Genomic DNA, 20,717 nt, shown 5'->3' on the forward strand with positions numbered 1-20,717 from the left:
GATTAATTCTCCCCTTTCTTTTTGGAATAGTCTCGCTTACGCGGTTTTATTAAGCTTACATCAATGTCATCGTAATGGAATGCAGGAGCGGAATTTGCATCGACAAACTTCGCCATTGTTGTTTTCATGAATTCCTCATCGTTACGCTCCGGGAAATCCGGCTTATAGTGTGCACCGCGGCTTTCATTACGGTTGTAGGCACCAATAGTAATAACACGAGCCAATTGAAGCATATTCTGCAATTGGCGCGTAAAGCTGGCACCCTGATTGCTCCATTTCGCAGTGTCATTAATATTGATGTTTTTATAGCGCTCCATAAGTTCAACAATTTTTTCATCTGTTTTCAAAAGCCTGTCATTGTGGCGGACAACCGTAACATTGTCTGTCATCCATTCACCAAGCTCTTTATGAAGGACATATGCATTCTCTGTGCCATCAAGAGACATGATATTATTCCATTTTTCTTCTTCCTGTTTTACGTGGCGGTCAAATAATGATGATGGCAGATCTTCAGCACTCTTATCAAGGCCGCTGATATATTTGACAGCATTCGGACCTGCTACCATACCGCCGTAAATGGCTGATAGAAGGGAGTTAGCACCCAAACGGTTGGCACCGTGCTGTGAATAATCACATTCACCTGCAGCAAATAAGCCAGGAATATTCGTCATCTGATCATAGTCAACCCATAGTCCGCCCATTGAATAGTGGACAGCAGGGAAGATTTTCATTGGCACTTTACGAGGGTCTTCACCCTGGAATTTTTCATAGATTTCAATAATTCCGCCAAGCTTAATATCAAGCTCTTTAGGATCTTTATGGGAAAGATCAAGATAGACCATGTTTTCCCCATTAATGCCAAGCTTCTGGTTAACACACACGTCAAAAATTTCACGGGTTGCAATATCACGAGGCACCAGGTTTCCATAAGCAGGATATTTCTCCTCAAGGAAATACCATGGTTTTCCATCTTTATATGTCCAAACTCGTCCGCCTTCACCACGTGCAGATTCACTCATTAGGCGAAGCTTATCGTCTCCAGGAATAGCGGTTGGGTGAATTTGAATAAATTCTCCATTTGCATAATAAGCACCCTGCTGATAAACAATCGAGGCAGCTGAGCCTGTGTTAATAACAGAGTTAGTGGATTTACCGAAGATAATTCCCGGTCCGCCGGATGCCATAATAACGGCGTCAGCAGCAAAAGACTTAATCTCCATAGAAGTCAGATTCTGGGCAACGACACCCTTACAAGCTCCATCATCGTCGATTACTACCCCTAAGAATTCCCAGCCTTCGTACTTTGTTACTAATCCTGCAACTTCATGGCGGCGGACCTGCTCGTCCATCGCGTAAAGAAGCTGCTGACCTGTTGTAGCACCAGCGAATGCTGTACGGTGATGCTGTGTTCCACCAAAGCGGCGGAAGTCAAGCAGCCCTTCAGGTGTACGGTTGAACATAACACCCATACGATCAAATAAGTGAATAATTCCTGGTGCAGCCTCTGCCATCGCTTTAACAGGCGGCTGGTTTGCCAGGAAGTCTCCGCCATAAATTGTATCGTCAAAATGAATCCAAGGAGAATCGCCTTCCCCTTTTGTATTTACCGCTCCGTTGATGCCGCCCTGGGCACAAACAGAGTGAGAACGTTTAACCGGCACTAAAGAAAATAATTCAACCGGAGTCCCGGATTCTGCAACTTTAATTGTCGCCATTAAACCGGCTAAACCGCCGCCGACAACTATAACCTTTCCTTTACCCATAGTGACTCACTCCCTAATTACTAATACAACTTTGAAAAGCGCAGAGCGCCTGCCTATCGCGCTTAAAGCCAGACCGCTCTCAAAGCTGCAATATTATTGGCACGTTATAAACCCGAAGTCTAATAGTCTTTTATTGGCTTTAAATAAATGCTGTAAGAGCACGTACACCAACAATAGATAATGCAATGAAAATTCCGATCGTTACATAAGTGGAAATAACCTGTGAACGAGGAGATACTGTAATTCCCCAGCTGACAAGGAATGACCAAAGCCCATTAGCAAAGTGGAAAATCGCAGAAATGACTCCAATAATATAGAACCAGAACATAAATGGATTAGATAGGATGTTCTCCATCATCTGAAAGTTAACTTCTGCTCCAAATGCAGCCTGTACACGTGTTTCCCAAACATGCCATGCAACAAAAACCAGTGTAATGACACCTGAAACACGCTGCAGCATAAACATCCAGTTGCGGAAGTATCCATATCTGCTTGCGTTATTTTTTGCAGTAAAAGCAATATAAAGTCCATAGATTGCATGGAACAGCAAAGGTAGATAGATTACAAACGTTTCAAGGAATATTCTGAATGGAAGACTTTCCATGAAATGCGCTGCATTATTAAAAGATTCCTCTCCCCCTGTTGCAAAATGGTTCACTACAAGGTGCTGCACCAAAAACAAACCAACCGGTATAACCCCAAGTAATGAATGCAATCTGCGATTAAAAAACTCACGATTACCTGCCATAAACTTTCCCCCCCTGATTTTAAAAAAATGATGCTGAGCCCCCGCTCAGGACATCATCTCGAAAATGTTATTCATTTTCTTACAATTATGTGACATGTCCATTTTACTCCCAAGATAATAGAGCGTCAAGAAAACGGATACATAAAATGTTCCATATTAATAAAATTTTTAAAAAATATTTACGGCTAAAAAACATATATTATTCTGTGGTTCAATCTGACCTAGTTGCTGCTCTCCAGTATACTGAAATAGTAATTATTTCTATGCAAATCGTTCTATTTTTTCCCGAATTGATATTAACTCCCTCAGCATATTGTATATAATAGAATCATAGAAAGAGGGGAGACTATTGAGCGAATTAGCATCTGCGAAATCCACTAATGAAAATCACATACAGTCAGTTCCGGTTTTTGGCTATGAACTAATCCGGGAAGTGCTGCTGCATGACCTTTTGGGAAATGAAGCACCGGAAATTTTATATTGGGCCGGCAAAAGGATCGCACGCATGTATCCTCTGGAAACAGCCGGCCAGATTGCCGAGTTTTTTATAAATGCCGGCTGGGGAAATCTTTCCATCGCAAACGAATCGAAACATGAAATTGAAATGGAATTATCAAGCCAGCTGATTGCAGAACGCTGCAAAAAGAACCATAACTGCTCCTTTCAGCTTGAAGCCGGATTTATAGCCCAGCAGATTGAACTTCAAAAAGAAGTCATTTGTGAGGCATTCGAACATCCCCGCAAAAAAACTGGCAAAATCCTTATTACAGTGAAGTGGGACAAAAAGGATCCTGCTGAGTAATATCATATGTACAAACAATAAGCTATCAATTTTGATAGCTTATTGTTTGATATTCCTGGAATTAAGCCTTAACCGGAGAAACCGACAGCTTGAATGCATCATGTAAAGCATCAACTGCATCAATCATTTTGCTGTTTTCAACAACCGCCGATACTTTAATTTCTGATGTGCTTACCATTTTCACCGTTATTTCATTCGCGGAAAGTACTTCGAACATTTCTGCAGCCACACCCGGATTGGAAATCATGCCTGAGCCAACAATCGAAACTTTAGCAAGGCCGGATTCCCACTCAATTCTGTCATAATTTAATTGTTCTCTATGCTTTTCCAGCACTTTTACTGTATCTGTGAGATCTTCATTCTTTATTGAAAATGAAAGGTTTGTCGTCTGAGCCTCTGTCATGCTCTGGATAATGATATCAACGTTAATGCGATTTTTGGCAAGCGCCGAGAAAATAGTAGACAATCCAGTCAGTGAATTAGGAAGGCCAAGAATCGTCACCCTTGTTATATCATCCTCAAAAGCCACACCGCGCACGACTAAGTTTTGTTCCATTTTTACTTCCTCCTCAATGATTGTTCCGGCTTCCTTCTCAAGGCTTGAACGCACTTCAAGGGGAAGTCCATAATTTTTAGCAAATTCGACTGCTCTTGGATGGAGCACACCTGCCCCCAAATTGGCCAGTTCAAGCATTTCATCATAAGATACTGAATACAATTTTCTGGCATTCTTTATATAGCGGGGATCTGATGTAAATACCCCGGTAACATCAGTATAAATATCACATTTATCAGCTTTAAGTGCTGCAGCCAGTGCAACAGCCGTTGTATCAGAACCGCCTCGTCCAAGTGTGGTGATGGAACCATCTTCAGTCATCCCCTGGAAGCCTGCCACAATCACAATTTTCCCCTTGTTTAATTCACCCTGAATGGTGCCCTGATCAATATTCACTATCCTCGCATTGCCATGGACTGCTTCTGTTTTAATACCTGCCTGCCCCCCTGTAAAAGAGACGGCGGGATGACCTTTCGCATTTAAAGCCATCGCCAATAAAGAGATGGTCACCTGTTCGCCGGTTGTTAGCAGCATGTCCATTTCCCTTTTATCAGGTGAGGGGGAGATTTCCCTGGCCATGCCAACCAGCTGATCAGTTGTTTTGCCCATTGCCGAAACAACCACAACAACATCATTTCCCCGATTTTTTTCTTCAATTACCCGATTGGCAACATTTTGAATTCTGTCTACAGTCCCCACGGAGGTGCCCCCGAATTTCTGCACAATGATTCCCACAGCTTTCCCTTCTTTCTAAAGAACTAGTAACTTTGTGATTTGCCGTCCTATGTAAGTGAAGCATGACAGTTCACTCTGCTGTATTTGACAATGGCCTTAACTTTAAAATACCCTTTTGGGCAATAAAAAAAGCAATGGAATAGTTTACTATCCCATTGCTGTGCAGCCAAAGTATAAAAATGAGCAAACACAGTGAGATAGCTCTCCAGGACGGCATTGTCCTGACAATCCTGCATTTGTTCAATGCAGAACCAGCAGAAAAAATGATGAGATTTTCTCCACTTCGGCGAACGTACCCTTTCAAAGCTTTTCATGGAAGCTCATTCTTCTCCAAGCTTTTACTGATGAAGTTCGCACCTCTACCTTCACTTAACGATTCGGTTCACAGTCCAGAAACTTTGTTTGAACTAAATGAACATACGCTTTATCGCTATAAAGTGATATTGATATAAAGTTTGAATTAGTATAACATATCTGAAATTTTCTGTCTATATCCATTTATGACTTAGGATTTCCACTTTGTTCCTCAAGCCTCAACTTCAATTCATCAGCAACATTCTCAGGAATGCCTATTTTCCTAAACTCCTCAATTGGTGCTTCTTTCATTTTCTTTACAGATCCAAATGCTTTCAGCAGCTGTTTCTTTCGTTTTTCTCCTATGCCGGGAATATCATCAAGAATAGATTGAAAGGCACTTTTTCCACGAAGCTGGCGATGAAAAGTAATCGCAAAACGATGCACCTCGTCCTGAATTCTCTGAAGCAGATAAAATTCCTGGCTGTTCCTTGCAAGCGGAATAATTTGAAGAGGATTACCAAATAAGAGCTGAGAAGTCCTGTGCTTTTCATCCTTCACCAGGCCTGAAATCGGAATATCCAGTCCGAGCTCATTTTCAAGCACATCCCGTACAGCTTCAACATGCCCTTTTCCCCCATCAATCATAATTAAATCCGGAAGCGGCAGCTCTTCTTTCAATACCCTTGTATATCTGCGCCGGACCACTTCTCTCATGGATTCATAGTCATCAGGGCCTTTAACGGACTTAATTTTATATTTACGGTATTCTCTTTTCTCTGGTTTGCCATCAATAAAGACGATCATGGCTGAAACAGGGTCCGTTCCCTGGATATTTGAATTATCAAATGCTTCTATCCGGTGAGGAGTATAGATTCCAAGCTGATCCCCCAGATTTTCTACAGCCTTAATTGTCCGTTCTTCATCACGCTCAATTAAAGAAAACTTCTCCTGGAGAGCAATTTTTGCATTTTTATAAGCAAGCTTCACCAGGTCCTTTTTTTGTCCGCGCTGCGGTTTTAGCACTTTAACATCCAGAAGCTGTTCTGCCATTACAGCATCAACCGAATCCGGTGCCAATATTTCACGCGGTTTAAAGTGGTTTGTTTTTATATAAAACTGGCCGAGGAAAGTTAAGATTTCTTCTTCCGGCTCATTATAAATAGGGAACATTGATACATCCCGTTCAATGAGTTTACCCTGTCTGATGAAAAATACCTGAACACACATCCATCCTTTATCAACCGCATATCCAAATACATCCCGGTCTGTAAAGTCTGTCATTGTCATTTTTTGCTTTTCCATCGTTGCATCGATATGGGCAATTTTATCCCTGAGCTCCTTCGCCCTTTCAAAGTCCAATTCTTCTGCAGCTGCTGTCATTTTTGCAGTCAGGTCTTTTTTAATCTCTTTGTATCCGCCATTCAAGAATTTTGCAATCTCATCTGTCATTTTCTTATACTGGTCTTCACTTACGGCCTTCACGCATGGCGCAAGACATTGGCCTAAATGATAATAAAGGCAAACTCTGTCCGGAAGAGTTGAACATTTGCGGAGAGGATAAATTCGGTCGAGCAGCTTTTTTGTTTCATTGGCAGCCTGCACATTGGGATAAGGTCCGAAGTATTTTCCCCTGTCCTTTTTTACTTTTCTGGTTGTAATCAGACGGGGATGGCGTTCGGCCGTCAATTTGATAAAAGGGTAACTTTTATCGTCTTTCAGCATTACATTATATTTCGGATCATATTTCTTGATCAGATTCATCTCAAGGATCAATGCTTCCATATCTGAAGAAGTGACAATGTACTCAAAATCTACGATCTCATTAACAAGTCTTAATGTTTTTCCGTCATGTGAGCCTGTGAAATAGGATCTTACACGGTTTTTCAGGATTTTTGCCTTCCCCACGTATATAATGGTTCCCTGCCTGTCTTTCATCAAATAACAGCCCGGCTGGGCAGGAAGCAGCATCAGTTTATTTTTTATCGTATCATTCATGGCACTTCACCTCCCCGGTTAAAACTTTTTACTGAAGTTCTATTTATACATTATTTGATCTGCTCATTTTGGGGTGCAAGCTAGAAATAAAGCTAGTTTGCGCTGGCAGCAAACCAATATTATTTAGCCTCTAAAATGCAGATGGCACATTATTACCATCTTATTATATCAGCCTGGAAACCTGCAGCATAACAACAAAACACATATGACAAAAAAAATCCCGATGTCCTCTTGGGACACCGGGAAAATTCCTTATAAATTAAGCGTGTTTTGAAAGTAATTCAGCAAGAGCTTCTTTCGGCTGGAAACCAACCACTTTATCTACAACTTCACCGTCTTTTAGAACGATTAATGTCGGAATGCTCATTACGCCAAACTTGCCAGCAGTTTCCTGGTTTTCATCAACATCTAATTTTACAATTTTCACTTTATCGCCCATTTCAGAATCAAGCTCTTCTAAAACAGGAGCGATCATTTTACAAGGGCCGCACCAAGGAGCCCAGAAATCTGCCAATACTAATCCCGAACCAGTCTCAGCAGTGAAGTTTTGGTCAGTTGCGTGTGTAATAGCCATTTGATATGCCTCCTAAAATTTAACTCAAATACTAACGACAGTATATCATCGTTTATTATATGTTGCGAACAATCTGCTCGATCGTAATTTACCCTATTTGGAGCAGATTATTCTCTTTCTTTCCCTGTTGGCTCTATGTATAATGGGCGGCCATCAGCCGCCCATTATTTATACTATCTTATGCGTTTACTTTAAGCTTTTTGAATTCTTCAGTTAACAGCGGAACAACCTCAAACAGATCTCCAACAATACCGTAATCAGCTACTTTAAAAATATTGGCTTCCGGATCTTTGTTAATGGCTACGATTACTTTTGAGTTGGACATCCCAGCTAAATGCTGAATAGCGCCGGAGATACCGCATGCAATATATAGATCAGGTGTTACAACTTTACCGGTTTGGCCAATTTGCAGAGAGTAGTCGCAATAATCAGCATCACAAGCTCCGCGTGATGCACCCACTGCTCCATTTAGAACCGAAGCAAGTTCTTTTAATGGCTCAAAGCCTTCCTCGCTCTTAACGCCGCGGCCTCCGGCAATAATAACCTTAGCTTCGGATAAATCAACGCCTTCACTGGCTTTGCGGACAATTTCCTTTATGATTGTGCGAAGATCTTTGATTTCTGCGGCAACAGAAGCAACATCTCCTGATCTTGATTCATCTTTCTCCAATGGAGCTATGTTGTTTGGACGAATTGTTGCAAAGAGGAGGCCATCTGTAACAATTTTCTTTTCAAATGCTTTGCCTGAATAAATCGGACGTGTGAACACCAGGTTGCCGCCTGCCTCTTCAAGGCTCGTTACATCAGAGATTAAACCTGACTCCAGCTTGGCAGCGATTTTAGGAGCAAGATCTTTCCCTAATGCTGTATGTCCAAAAATCAGGCCTTCGGGACTTTCGGAATCAATTACAGCCATTAAAGCCTGTGAAAAACCGTCAGGAGTATATTGCTTCAGCTTTTCATCTTCAACAGTTACAACACGGTCAGCACCATAGTGAATCATTTCATTAGCTAAAGCGCTTACAGAATCACCAATTAAAACACCTACAACTTCTCCGCCTTCTGACGCAGTCTTACCAGCTGCAACAGCTTCGAAGGATACATTACGCAATGAACCGTCACGGACTTCACCTAACACTAATACTTTTCTAGCCATATGTTTTACCCCCTGCGTTATTATTATCAGTTATTGATGATCAGACAACTTTGGCTTCAGTATGAAGAAGTTTTACTAGTTCCTTAACTTGATCTTCCAACTCGCCTTCAAGAACTTTTCCTGCTTCCTTCTTAGGCGGCAAATAGATCTCAATTGTTTTTGTTTTGGCTTCAACATCGTCCTCATCAAGATCAAGATCGTCAAGCTCAAGCTCATCAAGCGGCTTCTTTTTTGCCTTCATAATTCCCGGCAAAGATGGATAGCGCGGCTCATTTAAACCCTGCTGGGCAGTAACCAATAATGGAAGTGATGTCTCAATTACTTCCGAATCCCCTTCAACATCGCGCACTACTGTCGCAGAGCTGCCATTGATATCAAGCTTTGTAATAGTTGTTACATAAGAAATGCCCAAAATTTCTGCTACACGAGGTCCAACCTGTCCCGAACCCCCATCAATTGCTACATTTCCTGCAATGATTAAATCAGCATCTTTGTCTTTCAAGTATTCGGATAAGATTTTTGCAGTCGTGTACTGATCTCCATCTTCAAGATCATCTTCTGTATTAATTAATACAGCTTTATCGGCACCCATCGCAAGAGCGGTACGGAGCTGCTTTTCAGCTTCTTCTGTTCCCACGGAAACAACCGTCACTTCTCCGCCATTCGCATCCCGAACCTGGATTGCTTCTTCAATTGCATATTCATCATATGGATTAATGATAAATTCAGCGCCATCTTCATTGATTTTGCCGCCGGAGATTGTAATTTTTTCTTCAGTATCAAATGTTCTCTTCATTAATACGTAGATGTTCATGATTTCCCTCCTAGTAATTAAGCATTGTCATAAAACAAAGCCATTAATTAAAACATTTCTTCACTTCGAAAGATTGAAAATATTTAACGCATACAGAAAGGCTAATCTGCTTGGATCAGCCCGCTTTTTAGAATTGAGCGGGCGCTCGCTCACAGACCATAATTTAACCAATGAATCTTCTGAAGATTAAATCATCCTCATACAAGTTTATTATAATAGATTATGAGGATGAATGTAATCTTTCGGCACAAAACTTTTTAAAACACTATTTTCCGGTAAAGCTTGGTTCACGCTTCTCAATAAACGCAGATATGCCTTCCTTGCCATCTTCAGAAACAAATACTTCTCCAAACAATTCTGCTTCTTTTTTAACACCTTCGTAGAATTGCCCCGTCTTTCCGTAGTTTAAGAGCTCAATGGCCGCCTTGATCGAACCAGGGCTCTTCTTGGCAATCTTTTTCGCCATATTATACGCATTGTCCAACAGCTGCTCCTCAGGATAGGAATGGTTAGCCAGACCATATTGCACGGCCTCAAGCCCGGTAATTGGGTCACTTGTGAAAAGCATTTCTGCTGCACGCGCAGCACCTACATATCGGGGAAGGCGCTGAGTTCCGGCAAAACCAGGAATTAATCCAAGCTGAAGCTCTGGAAGGCCCAGCTTTGCGTTTTCAGCTACGAGACGGAAATGGCAGCCCATGGCAAGCTCCAAGCCGCCGCCCAATGCCGCTCCATGAATCGCTGCAATAATTGGTTTAGGGAATTTTTCCATTCTTTCAAAGAGATCCTGTCCATAAGTCGCCAAGCTTGAAAAATCTTCACCGCTTTCAATGGTTGTAAATTCTTTAATATCAGCACCTGCTGAGAAGAATCTGCCTTCTCCATGAATAAGGATTACCCTAATTTCTTCATTATCTTCAACTTCATCCAGGACAGCTGAAAGCTCTTTCAATAGACCTGATGAAAGAGCATTCGCGGGCGGACGTTCAATAGTAATCGTCGCCACGAAGTCCTGATGGGACCATTTTAGATATTCCATCTTATCCCTCCTGATTATATTATGGAGCACTTTATCTGCCTCAAAGTTTTCCGCACCCTCCGATCAAAAGTTTATGAACAGGCTTTGCCAATGCAGTAAGATCATATTTTTGCTCATTCATTACCCATGTGGTCACTGTTTCATCCATGGTGCCAAAAATCATCTGGCGCGCCAGCCTAATGTCCAGATCAGCTGGAAACTCACCGCTCTCCCTGCCATCAGCAAGAATTCTTTCCACTAAAGCAAGGTATCCTTTGAGCACCTCATTAATTTTATGGCGAAGGTCTTTATTGGACTGCCTCAATTCGAGCTGGGTTACAATTGCCAGATGCCTGTCTTCCGAGAGCATTCTAAAGTGTGATTCTACCATCATTAATAATTTCTCTGCAGCTTTTTCTTTTCCTGCAATTTTTTCTTCAATTTTCTCAACAAAGTAGCCCATTTTATCCTGAAAGAGGGATATTAATATATCTTCTTTGTTTTTAAAATATAAGTATATGGTGCCATCAGCGACACCAGCCTGTTTGGCAATTTTTGATACCTGTGCCTGGTGATATCCATTTTCAGCGATCACGACTACAGCCGCATCAATAATTTGCCGGTATTTAGGCTTTGTTTTTTTCAAGCGGTTCCCTCCTTTCAGAATAAACAGGTGCATTGATTTTTTAGAAGCAGCAGGGCTGGAGTAATATCATTCCTGCTGCCGGGATTGGCCAATCAGCTTCGTTTATTTTTAATTTTAAAAATCAATCTGAAATGAATGAATCATCATTCATATTTTTATAATAGTAGGACAATTCATTTGTGTCAAGAAATTATCCCTAGAAATATATTTTATTATTACATTTCTTTTATGTCTGGACAAGCTTAACGGCTCAAAAATAAAGAGCCGATTGAAAATCGGTCTCTGAAGTTAAGCCCGCTTTTCCTCTTCTTCTTTGAATTTCTTTTTTTCTTCATCTACTAATGCCCTTCTCAGTATTTTTCCAACAGCTGTCTTAGGAAGCTCCTTGCGGAATTCATATAGCCTTGGAACCTTATATGCTGCAAGATGCTTTCTTGCAAACTCATCCAGCTCTTCTTCCGTTGCTTCTTTGCCCTCTTTCAGCACAATATATGCTTTTACTGTTTCTCCGCGATATGGGTCAGGTATACCTGCAGCAATCACTTCCTGTACGGCTGGATGCTCGTATAGCACTTCCTCTATTTCACGAGGATAAATATTGAATCCCCCTGCAATAATCATATCTTTCTTCCTGTCCACTACATAGAAGTATCCATTCTCATCCATATAGCCCAAGTCACCTGTAAGCAGCCAGCCATCTCTTAAAGCCTGTGCTGTTTCTTCCGGGCGGTTCCAATATCCTTTCATTACCTGAGGACCTTTAACTGCAATTTCGCCAACTTCTCCTGCCGGAAGCGCTTCTCCCGTTTCCAGTGAAAAAATGGCTGCATCTGTATCAGGCCACGGGACACCTATACTGCCTTTGACACGGGGGCGATCCCATAAGAAATTCGCATGTGTAACAGGTGAAGATTCCGTCAAACCATAGCCCTCGACAAGTTTTCCTCCTGTTATTTCTTCAAATTTCTGCTGGACTTCAACGGGCAGGGCAGCAGATCCGCTGATGCAAGAGTCTATGGAAGATAAATCATATTTTTTTATATCCGGATGGTTCAATAACCCAATGTAAATCGTTGGGGCACCGGGGAATAAGGTTGGTCTCTGCTTATGAATAGTTTTCAGGGTCGTTTCCGGATCAAATTTCGGAAGGAGGACCATTTTGTGAGCATCCATAACAGATAAGATCATAACTGTTGTCATTCCATACACGTGAAAGAACGGAAGTATGCCCAGCACTGTTTCCTCGCCGCGCCTGCACTTATAAAGCCAGGCTTTACACATAGCTGTATTGGATACAAGATTGCTGTGCGAAAGCATGACACCCTTTGGAAAACCGGTTGTGCCGCCTGTGTATTGCAATAATGCCAAGTCTTCTTCAAAATCGAAGTCATGCATTTTCATCGGTTCAGCCGGCCTCTTTAAAATTTCCGTCAGCAAATGGTTATGCCCTTCATGTTTTACATTTACGACAATGCCATACTGTTTTTTCTGGATAAAAGGATATATTAGATTTTTAGGGAATGGAAGAGCCTCTTTGACAGCGGTTACAATTATATGATTCAATTCTGTCTGCGGCACCACTTTGCTCACTTTCGGATATAATATATCCATTGTAATGATTGCTTTTGCTCCCGAATCTTTCATTTGATATTCCAATTCCCGTTCCATATACAGCGGATTTGTCTGGACAACAACCCCGCCTGCCATCAAAATTCCATAATAGCTGAAAACGGACTGAGGAGTATTCGGAAGCATGATCGCTACGCGGTCCCCCTTTTCAATTCCAAGATTCTGCAAATATGCAGCAAGCTTCAGGGAAGATTCATATATATATTTATATGTGAATTCCTTTCCCATAAAGTGGATGGCTATTTTCTCCGGAAATTCTTCTGCAGCACTCTTCAAATAATCCTGTACCGGCTGTTTGGGATATGACAAGGTTGAGGGGATTTCTGCCGGATATTGCTTGAGCCATGGGTTTGCTTCTGCCATTTTGTCCCTCCTTTGTTTCATGCCCATAAGAAAAGCGCAAGCGCCTTGCCCACAAAAGGAACACACACTAAGAACGCCACGTACTGTGGCAGCGTCTGTATGACCCCGAGTCCCTAGGAGCCGAAACAAGACAAGCTTGTGACCTCGAAGGGGTAAGCGCTGGAGCTAGACAGTTATCGAAGTTCAAAGTTATACTTGCTAACTTTTAGAAAAACGATGGACATCCTCTGAACTTTTAGAAGATTCTAATTGTTCAACCTTATTATAATATAATGCTGGTTCTATGACAATTAGAATAAGACCTTACACTCAGGAAGATATTTTTTCAGAGGGCTGTCCAGCCTATCGGGGATATTCTTTTTAATGGACATAATAAAAAAATCGCCATATATACTGGCGATTTTTCCATATCTCTATATCACAAAAATATTATGCTATGAAAAATATATAAATGGCTCCTATAAGAAGAAACACTCCGCTAAGAACCAGCAGAACCTTTGCTAACTTTTCCAATGTTAATTCTCTCCTTATGATAAACCTGCACCGATGACATAAGACAATCCGATAGACAGCACCATGGAAATAAAACCGACTGCCCTATTATTATTTTCAATTTCTTCGTCAATTCTAAACTTAGGTGTTAAAAATTCAAAAATGAAATAGCCGATCAATAATAGAAAAAATCCAAAAACTCCCCAGGTAATCATTGTCAGCAAGGTATCATTATGCATGATGGAATGCCTGAAAATATTGGCAATCCCAAAAATTTTTCCGCCGGTCGCCATTGCTACAGCGATATTTCCATTTTTGATTTCTTCCCAATTGCGATACTTGGTAACTAATTCAAAAATAGCTAAAAAAACAATCATACATAAAATGACTACACTATAATAAGCAGCTGTCTGAATAAATTCATTTTCCCAAAATTCTTTCATTTCCATTCTCCCCGCTGGAATTTAAGTACCCTCCCCCCTAATAAAAAACAAAGGGGAGCGGGTGTCAAAGCTTATTTAAATTCAACGACAGTAACCCCTGTGCCGCCTTCTCCTGCTTCACCAAATCGAATTTTTTTAACTGACCTGTGATTTTTTAGATATTCCTGAACACCCTGCCTTAAAGCACCAGTCCCTTTACCATGAATGATGGAGACACGGGGATATCCAGCCAAAAGGGCATCATCTATATATTTCTCCACTCTTAAAAGTGCGTTTTCATACCGTTCACCCCGTAAATCAAGTTCAAGGCTCACATGAAAATCTTTGCCTTTAACTGTTGCCACCGGTTTTGTTTCAACAGGTTTTGGACTCTTAACATATTCTAAATCCCTTTCAGCAACTTTCATTTTCAAGATGCCGATTTGAACCTGCCATTCATTGTCAGACACCTTTTCAAGCAAATGCCCTTTTTGTCCAAAACTCAGAACTTTTACCTCGTCGCCTGCTTCAAACACATGTTTATTATTCTTTGGCTTTAATTTATTCTTGGCTGAGCTCATCTGCGGTGCAGCTTCGGACAGACGTTTCTTTGCTTCTATCAGCTCATGTTCCTTCACTTCAGCATGCTTCTCTATGCGCATTTTTCTTAAATCGCGGATAATTTCTTCTGCTTCTGCCTTGGCTTTCTCAACGATATCCTCAGCTCTCTCTGCTGCTTTCTCATGCATTGCATCTTTTTCCTCATAAAATTCTGCCATTTGCTTTTGCAGATCTTTATGAAGTTTTTCTGCACTTTTCAAAAAGTCATTGGCTTCTTCCATGTCAGCCTCTGCTTGTCTTCGGCTTTCTTCAAGGGATGCAATCATATTTTCAACCTGATTTGTATCTGCTCCAATATAGGATCTTGCGGTCTCAATCACTTGATCCTTGAGCCCAAGCCGTTTTGATATTTCAAAGGCGTTGCTTCGGCCTGGAACCCCAATCAGCAGCTTATAGGTTGGACTAAGCGTTTCAATATCAAATTCAACACTGGCGTTGATAACTCCTTCTCTGTTATAGCCATAGGCTTTCAGTTCAGGATAATGAGTTGTGGCGATAACTCTTGCCCCCCGCTTGTATACTTCGTCAAGAATAGAAATCGCCAGGGCAGCACCTTCCTGCGGATCTGTACCTGCACCAAGCTCATCGAATAATACCAGACTATTGAAGTCAACCTGGTCAAGAATATCCACGATATTAACCATATGCGAAGAGAAAGTACTCAAACTTTGTTCAATTGACTGTTCATCCCCGATATCAGCATAAACATTTCCGAAAACAGCCGTTTCAGAACCATCCAGCGCCGGGATCTGCAGACCTGCCTGAGCCATCAATGTACAAAGCCCCACTGTTTTTAATGTAACTGTTTTACCGCCGGTATTTGGTCCCGTAATGACAATGGTAGAATATTCAGCTCCGAGCTTAATATCATTTGCCACTACCTCATCAATAGGAATAAGCGGATGCCGGGCTTTAAATAATGAAATTTTCCCTTCATTATTAATTTTCGGCTTGGAGGCCTTTATGCGTTTACTGTACCTGGCTTTAGCAAACATAAAATCTATTTCCCCAAGCACATCTACAATGGTCTCCAGTTCACTGCTGTTTTCAGCGGCCTGTACTGACAGAGCAATGAGAATCCGTTCGATCTCCTGCTGTTCTTTTACCCTGATTCCCTGCAATTCATTGTTCAGCTGGACAATGGACGCGGGCTCAATAAATAATGTCTGGCCAGAGGAGCTTTGGTCATGGATAATGCCGCCGTAATGTCCCCGGTACTCCTGCTTTACAGGTATGACAAAACGGTCATTGCGGATTGTAATAATCGCATCAGAAAGCATCTTTTGGGCACTGGAGGAGCGAATCATGCTCTCCAGGCGCTCTCTAACACGTGATTCTTTCGTGCGCAGCTGATTTCGCAGAGAACGGAGAGACTCGCTTGCACTGTCAAGCACTTCTCCATTGTCGTCAACCGCATTGCGGATAGACGTTTCCAGGTCAGCCAGTACAATAATTTTATCTGTATATCCCAGCAGGATCGGCAGGCTGCTTTCTTCTTCGGCAAATTCCTCGATGAATCTTTTCATCTGCCTGCTTGCATGAATCGTGCTGGATATCTGGTTAAGTTCCTGGGGACTAAGCATCCCTCCAATGACCGCTCTCTTCACATGAGGGCGAATATCGAAAATGCCTCCAAGCGGTACATTCCCCTTAATTCTAAGAACTGTCACGGCTTCATCTGTCTCTTCCTGCCTGCGGATAACTTCTTCATAGTCAGTGGAGGGACGAATATTTAAGGCCTTTTTTCTTCCCAAGGATGAAGAAACGTGCTCAAGCAGCTGTTCCTTCACTTTATTGAACTCAAGTATCTTCAATACTCTTTCTTGCATGAGGATTTTCCCCTTTCATGCCCAATTTCCTACTGGCGTTCTTTCAGAAATTTGAGCAAATCTTCTGTTTCCATGGCATTTAGAACGGATTCCTTCTTGATCCATCCCTTCTTTGCCGCAGAAACGCCGATTTCCATGTGATTTAAAGTGTCTATTTTATGTGCATCCGTATTAATCACTATTTTCACACCGGCTTCCTGAGCTTGTCTGATATGCTCGGAAGCAAGGTCCAGCCGGTTCGGATTTGCATTCAGCTCAAGGGCTGTATTTGTTTCCTTTGCAAGCTCAATGAGCAATTCCATGTCTACTTCATATCCTTCCCTGCGGCCGATCAATCTTCCCGTAGGGTGGGCAATTATGTCAACATGGGCATTCTTCAGCGCTGTTTTCAAGCGAGCCATGATTTTTTCCTTCGGCTGTGAAAAAGAAGAATGAATGGAAGCAATGACAATGTCCAATTCTTCTAGAAGTTCATCATCATAATCAAGTGATCCATCGGGCAGAATATCCATTTCCACTCCTGACAGAATCGTGAAATCATCGAATTGCTCATTAAGCCGCTTTATTTCTTCTTTTTGACTGCGAAGTCTTTCAGCAGTCAAACCGTTCGCCACTTTCAAGTACTGAGAATGGTCTGTTATAGCCATATATTTATAGCCGCGGGCCCGGCATGCTTCAATCATTTCCTCAATAGAATAGGCGCCATCACTCCAGGTTGAGTGCATATGTAGGTCACCCTTAATATCTTCAAGAGATATTAATTCCATGTCTTGCTTATATTCATCCACTTCTTTCCCATCTTCTCTGATTTCAGGAGGGAAGAATGGCAGTCCAAAATGGGCGTAAAATTCCTCTTCATTTTTAAAAGTAAGGATTTCACCTGTTTCTGTGTTTTCAACTCCGTATTCACTGATTTTTTCCCCGCGCTCTTTTGCAAGCTGGCGCATTCTGACATTATGATCCTTTGATCCAGTAAAATGATGGAGTGTTGTGGCAAATTCATGCGGCTGAACTAAACGGAAATCAGCCGATATATCATAGGAATGTTCAAAAACAACGGAAACCTTTGTATCTCCTGCGGCAATCACTTCTTTAATCCCGGATAAACTTAATAACTGCTCTTTGACTGAAGCAGGATTGTCTGTAGCTATAATAAAGTCGAGGTCTTTTATTGTTTCCCTCATTCTCCTTAAGCTTCCTGCCCTTGAGTATTTTTCTATATCCTTCATTTCCTCCAGGGCCGCTTCTATGCCTTCTGCTATAGGCAGCATGTATGCAAGCGGCAGCCGCTCTGGTCTTGTTCCTGCGTTTTCAAGGGCAGCGAGTATTTTTTCTTCCGATTTTTCCCCAAAGCCTGCAAGTCCGCGGACCTTTTTATTGCGGCACGCATCCTCAAGATCTGCGGCATTTTCGACGCCCAGCTCTTTATATAGCTTGGCAATTTTCTTGCCGCCCAGTCCAGGGAGCTGAAGAAGAGGAATTAATCCAGAAGGCACTTCTTCTTTTAATTCATCCAGAACAGAGGACTTTCCTTCTTTTATATACTCCTCAATAACAGCAGCGGTTCCTTTCCCGATGCCGGATAGCTTTGTAAAGTCTTTTATTTCAGTCAAGCTTTCATCGTTTGATTCAAGGGCCAGTGCCGCTTTTCGGAACGCAGCTGTTTTGAAAGGGTTTTCTCCTTTTAATTCCATATAAACAGCGATTGTTTCTAAAAGCCTCACAACATCTTTTTTATTTATACTCACGAAAACCACCTGCCTGTATCTGTATTCGTATCCGTATTATCTCTTATTTTGCGTTGGAACTTCAAATTATGGCTATCTCTAAAAGCCGCTTGCTAAGTTTAACCTTTAAATATTGCCCGTTGTTTCCGCGTGGAGGCACAGAGCTCCCCGGCTTCGCCAATGGGGTCTCCTGCTCCCTCTCCTCCCGCAGTACAGTGGATTTAGTTAGTTTGCGGCTTAAATCCACAAAACTTATATTAACAGCCTTTCAAAAAGAAAACTTCTCTAGAAATAGAGAAGTTACGCAGCCATATATTCAACCCACATTTCTTTGAGCTGGTTAGAGAGAACAGGCGTATTCTTAACCATTAATTCTGCCATAAAGGAATTATTGATCGGCCCCTGCAGCACTTCTATTGGAACCAGTGCGGCTATGTATAATAGAATAAACATGATAAGATAGACTTCGATAAATCCAAGAATGCCGCCAGCCCAAACATTCAGCTGTTTTAGGACAGGAAGATGGGCAACAAAATCAAGCATGCTTCCAATAATCTGCAGTAAAATTCTTACCGCAAAAAAAATCACGACAAATGCAATGGCGCGATAGTAAGCATCTTCAAGATCTGCATTCTCAAATAACGTCTGAATCGCCGAGTCACTGCTAAAGCTGGGATATGGCACCCATAAGGTAAGCTTAGGTGCTAGCTCGCCGTAATACATACGGGCTACAATGAAAGCAATAATGAATCCAGTCAAATGAATTAATTGGAGGATAAATCCTCTTTTCAATCCTATAAAAAAGCCCAAAACCAAAATAATGATAATTGCAAGATCCAGCATGACTACTTTCCGTCCTTTACTCTATTTAATTCGTTTTCCAGCCGTTCCAGACGGTCTGTTAGCTTTATATAATCATTAACAGCATTGACTGCGGTTAGCACGGCTAACTTACTAACGTCGAGTGAAGGATTCTTCGAACTGATCTCACGCATTTTATCGTCAACCAGCGAAGCGACAAGGCGAACATGGCTGGAGCTCTCTGAGCCTACTATTACATATTGCTGTCCATAAATATCTACACTTGTGCGATTTCTTTGTATCTCTGACAACGTCCATGCCCTCCTTTTTTAAAGAATCCTAATCAATATCATAACATGAACGTATATTGGTGGGAAGTCAAAGCATGTCAAAAGAGCTCAGTTCTTAAGAAAAGCGGAAGCACCTTGCCCACCCCCGACAAGCACAAGACGAGCCGCCCGGAAAGGCGTTCTCTGCCTCTTTGGGAGGTTTGGCTTGTGACCTCGAGGGGGTAGGCTGCTTGCGAAAGACAGTTATCCAAGTTCAAGATTATGCGGAATCTTTGTATTACTCCCCCCAAAAAAGCAGCAGATTCAAACAGTTAACAAAGATGAGGAGAATTAATATGAGCCAAGTAGTACTTTTAAAAAAAGCAAATGAAATCTCAGAAATGATGGCCTATTATTCAGGCAGACTAAATGACAAGCAGCCTCCTGGAAGCGTATTTGCTGCAAAGGTGCCAGGATGTTCAATCACTGCCTATAAATCAGGGAAAGTCCTCTTTCAGGGCAGCGGAAGTGAAACAGAGGCAAAAAAATGGGGAGATACCGCACGCTGTGCACAGCCGAGCAAAAAAAACAGCCCTGCAGCTGCCAACTTGCCGGAAAATATCAGTTCCCTTTCTGTAATAGGATCAGACGAAGTGGGTACCGGCGATTATTTTGGCCCCATCACGGTTGTTGCAGCTTACGTAAAAAAAGATCAAATCCCTTTGCTGAAGGAGCTCGGAGTTAAGGACTCCAAAAATCTGGGAGATGAGAAAATCATTGAAATCGCAAAACAGATAAAGGATATCGTTCCCCACAGCCTGTTAACCCTGCATAATGAAAAATACAATAAGCTTCAGCAATCAGGGATGTCACAGGGTAAGATCAAAGCATTACTGCACAATCAGGCAATCGGGCATGTTTTAGGGAAAATTGCCCCTGAAAAGCCTGAAGCCATTTTGATTGACCAGTTTGCAAAGGAAGAGGTTTACTTCAACTATTTGAAAAACCAGCAGACCATTCAAAGGGAGCGGGTCTTTTTCAGCACAAAAGCGGAAGGAATCCACCTGGCAGTTGCAGCAGCATCTATCCTGGCCCGCTATGCGTTTGTGCGCCACTTTGAAAATCTTAGCACAAGGGCCGGTTTCCGGCTCACTAAAGGCGCAGGTCCGAAGGTTGATGAAGCAGCAGCCCGGCTGATCAGAGAAAAAGGGCGTGAAGCATTGCCTTCTTTTGTAAAACTGCACTTTGCAAATACTGAAAAGGCGATGAAGCTTTATAGCAGGAAGTATAATTGATAATGAAGCAGCCAATTTAAGGAGATTGGCTGCTGTTTTACTGTTTAAGAGAACCATAACCTATTTGGAATATATATTTATCAGCCAAAATGAGAGTTTTATTGCCAAATGAGCTCTTTTAACGGCCAAATAATGAAAAATGAAAAGGCAGCCCTCGGGCTGCCT

The 20,717-nt window shown here is 41.9% G+C and carries 17 protein-coding genes and 1 riboswitch; of the genes, 2 read left to right on the top strand and 15 right to left on the bottom strand.

Annotated elements, in window-relative coordinates:
* Positions 1–2 precede the first annotated feature (2 nt).
* Positions 3–1,763: a succinate dehydrogenase flavoprotein subunit gene (gene sdhA / locus DFO72_RS03585; protein WP_113882664.1), complete on the bottom strand. Its 1,761-nt coding sequence runs from the start codon at positions 1,761–1,763 to the stop codon at positions 3–5.
* A 139-nt stretch (positions 1,764–1,902) separates the two neighbouring features.
* Positions 1,903–2,511 (bottom strand): succinate dehydrogenase cytochrome b558 subunit, encoded by a 609-nt coding sequence (locus DFO72_RS03590; protein ID WP_113882663.1) that lies wholly within the window; start codon positions 2,509–2,511, stop codon positions 1,903–1,905.
* Between the two features lie 349 nt (positions 2,512–2,860).
* On the opposite strand from DFO72_RS03590, the gene DFO72_RS03595 reads away from it, so the two are divergent.
* On the top strand, positions 2,861–3,313 hold the full coding sequence (locus DFO72_RS03595; RefSeq protein WP_113882662.1) for a YslB family protein: 453 nt from the start codon (positions 2,861–2,863) through the stop codon (positions 3,311–3,313).
* Positions 3,314–3,374: 61 nt separating this feature from the next.
* Here the strand turns inward: DFO72_RS03595 and DFO72_RS03600 are convergent, their stop codons facing one another.
* The 13 genes from DFO72_RS03600 to zapA all read right to left on the bottom strand — a co-directional run bounded on the left by DFO72_RS03600 (position 3,375) and on the right by zapA (position 19,299).
* Positions 3,375–4,604 (bottom strand): aspartate kinase, encoded by a 1,230-nt coding sequence (locus tag DFO72_RS03600; protein ID WP_113882661.1) that lies wholly within the window; start codon positions 4,602–4,604, stop codon positions 3,375–3,377.
* A 190-nt stretch (positions 4,605–4,794) separates the two neighbouring features.
* Positions 4,795–4,974, bottom strand: a riboswitch (Lysine riboswitch).
* A gap of 128 nt (positions 4,975–5,102) precedes the next feature.
* Positions 5,103–6,896: an excinuclease ABC subunit UvrC gene (uvrC, locus tag DFO72_RS03605; protein WP_113882660.1), complete on the bottom strand. Its 1,794-nt coding sequence runs from the start codon at positions 6,894–6,896 to the stop codon at positions 5,103–5,105.
* A gap of 259 nt (positions 6,897–7,155) precedes the next feature.
* Positions 7,156–7,470 (bottom strand): thioredoxin, encoded by a 315-nt coding sequence (gene trxA / locus DFO72_RS03610; protein ID WP_113882659.1) that lies wholly within the window; start codon positions 7,468–7,470, stop codon positions 7,156–7,158.
* A 178-nt stretch (positions 7,471–7,648) separates the two neighbouring features.
* On the bottom strand, positions 7,649–8,626 hold the full coding sequence (locus DFO72_RS03615; RefSeq protein WP_113882658.1) for an electron transfer flavoprotein subunit alpha/FixB family protein: 978 nt from the start codon (positions 8,624–8,626) through the stop codon (positions 7,649–7,651).
* 40 nt (positions 8,627–8,666) lie between these two features.
* Positions 8,667–9,440, bottom strand: a complete 774-nt coding sequence (locus DFO72_RS03620) for an electron transfer flavoprotein subunit beta/FixA family protein (protein WP_113882657.1) — start codon at positions 9,438–9,440, stop codon at positions 8,667–8,669.
* A gap of 265 nt (positions 9,441–9,705) precedes the next feature.
* On the bottom strand, positions 9,706–10,479 hold the full coding sequence (locus DFO72_RS03625) for an enoyl-CoA hydratase (protein WP_113882656.1): 774 nt from the start codon (positions 10,477–10,479) through the stop codon (positions 9,706–9,708).
* Positions 10,480–10,519: 40 nt separating this feature from the next.
* Positions 10,520–11,104, bottom strand: coding sequence for a TetR/AcrR family transcriptional regulator (locus DFO72_RS03630; RefSeq protein WP_113882655.1), 585 nt, complete (start codon positions 11,102–11,104; stop codon positions 10,520–10,522).
* Between the two features lie 288 nt (positions 11,105–11,392).
* Complete coding sequence (locus DFO72_RS03635; protein ID WP_113882654.1) at positions 11,393–13,096, bottom strand: long-chain-fatty-acid--CoA ligase; 1,704 nt, start codon at positions 13,094–13,096, stop codon at positions 11,393–11,395.
* A gap of 527 nt (positions 13,097–13,623) precedes the next feature.
* Positions 13,624–14,031 (bottom strand): DUF350 domain-containing protein, encoded by a 408-nt coding sequence (locus DFO72_RS03640; protein ID WP_113882855.1) that lies wholly within the window; start codon positions 14,029–14,031, stop codon positions 13,624–13,626.
* 71 nt (positions 14,032–14,102) lie between these two features.
* Positions 14,103–16,460 (bottom strand): endonuclease MutS2, encoded by a 2,358-nt coding sequence (locus tag DFO72_RS03645; RefSeq protein WP_113882653.1) that lies wholly within the window; start codon positions 16,458–16,460, stop codon positions 14,103–14,105.
* 29 nt (positions 16,461–16,489) lie between these two features.
* Entirely contained in the window at positions 16,490–18,208 is a 1,719-nt protein-coding gene (polX, locus tag DFO72_RS03650; protein ID WP_113882652.1) for a DNA polymerase/3'-5' exonuclease PolX, read from the bottom strand.
* A gap of 279 nt (positions 18,209–18,487) precedes the next feature.
* Positions 18,488–19,030: a CvpA family protein gene (locus DFO72_RS03655; RefSeq protein ID WP_113882651.1), complete on the bottom strand. Its 543-nt coding sequence runs from the start codon at positions 19,028–19,030 to the stop codon at positions 18,488–18,490.
* A 2-nt stretch (positions 19,031–19,032) separates the two neighbouring features.
* A complete protein-coding gene (gene zapA, locus DFO72_RS03660) occupies positions 19,033–19,299 on the bottom strand; it encodes a cell division protein ZapA (protein WP_113882650.1) in 267 nt (88 codons plus the stop codon).
* Positions 19,300–19,613: 314 nt separating this feature from the next.
* Here zapA and rnhC point away from each other — a divergent pair, with 314 nt between their 5' ends.
* A complete protein-coding gene (rnhC, locus tag DFO72_RS03665; RefSeq protein WP_113882854.1) occupies positions 19,614–20,552 on the top strand; it encodes a ribonuclease HIII in 939 nt (312 codons plus the stop codon).
* The last annotated feature ends 165 nt before the right edge of the window (positions 20,553–20,717 follow it).

Origin of the sequence: Cytobacillus oceanisediminis (assembly GCF_004366035.1) — a bacterium.
GTDB lineage: Bacteria > Bacillota > Bacilli > Bacillales > Cytobacillaceae > Cytobacillus > Cytobacillus oceanisediminis_C.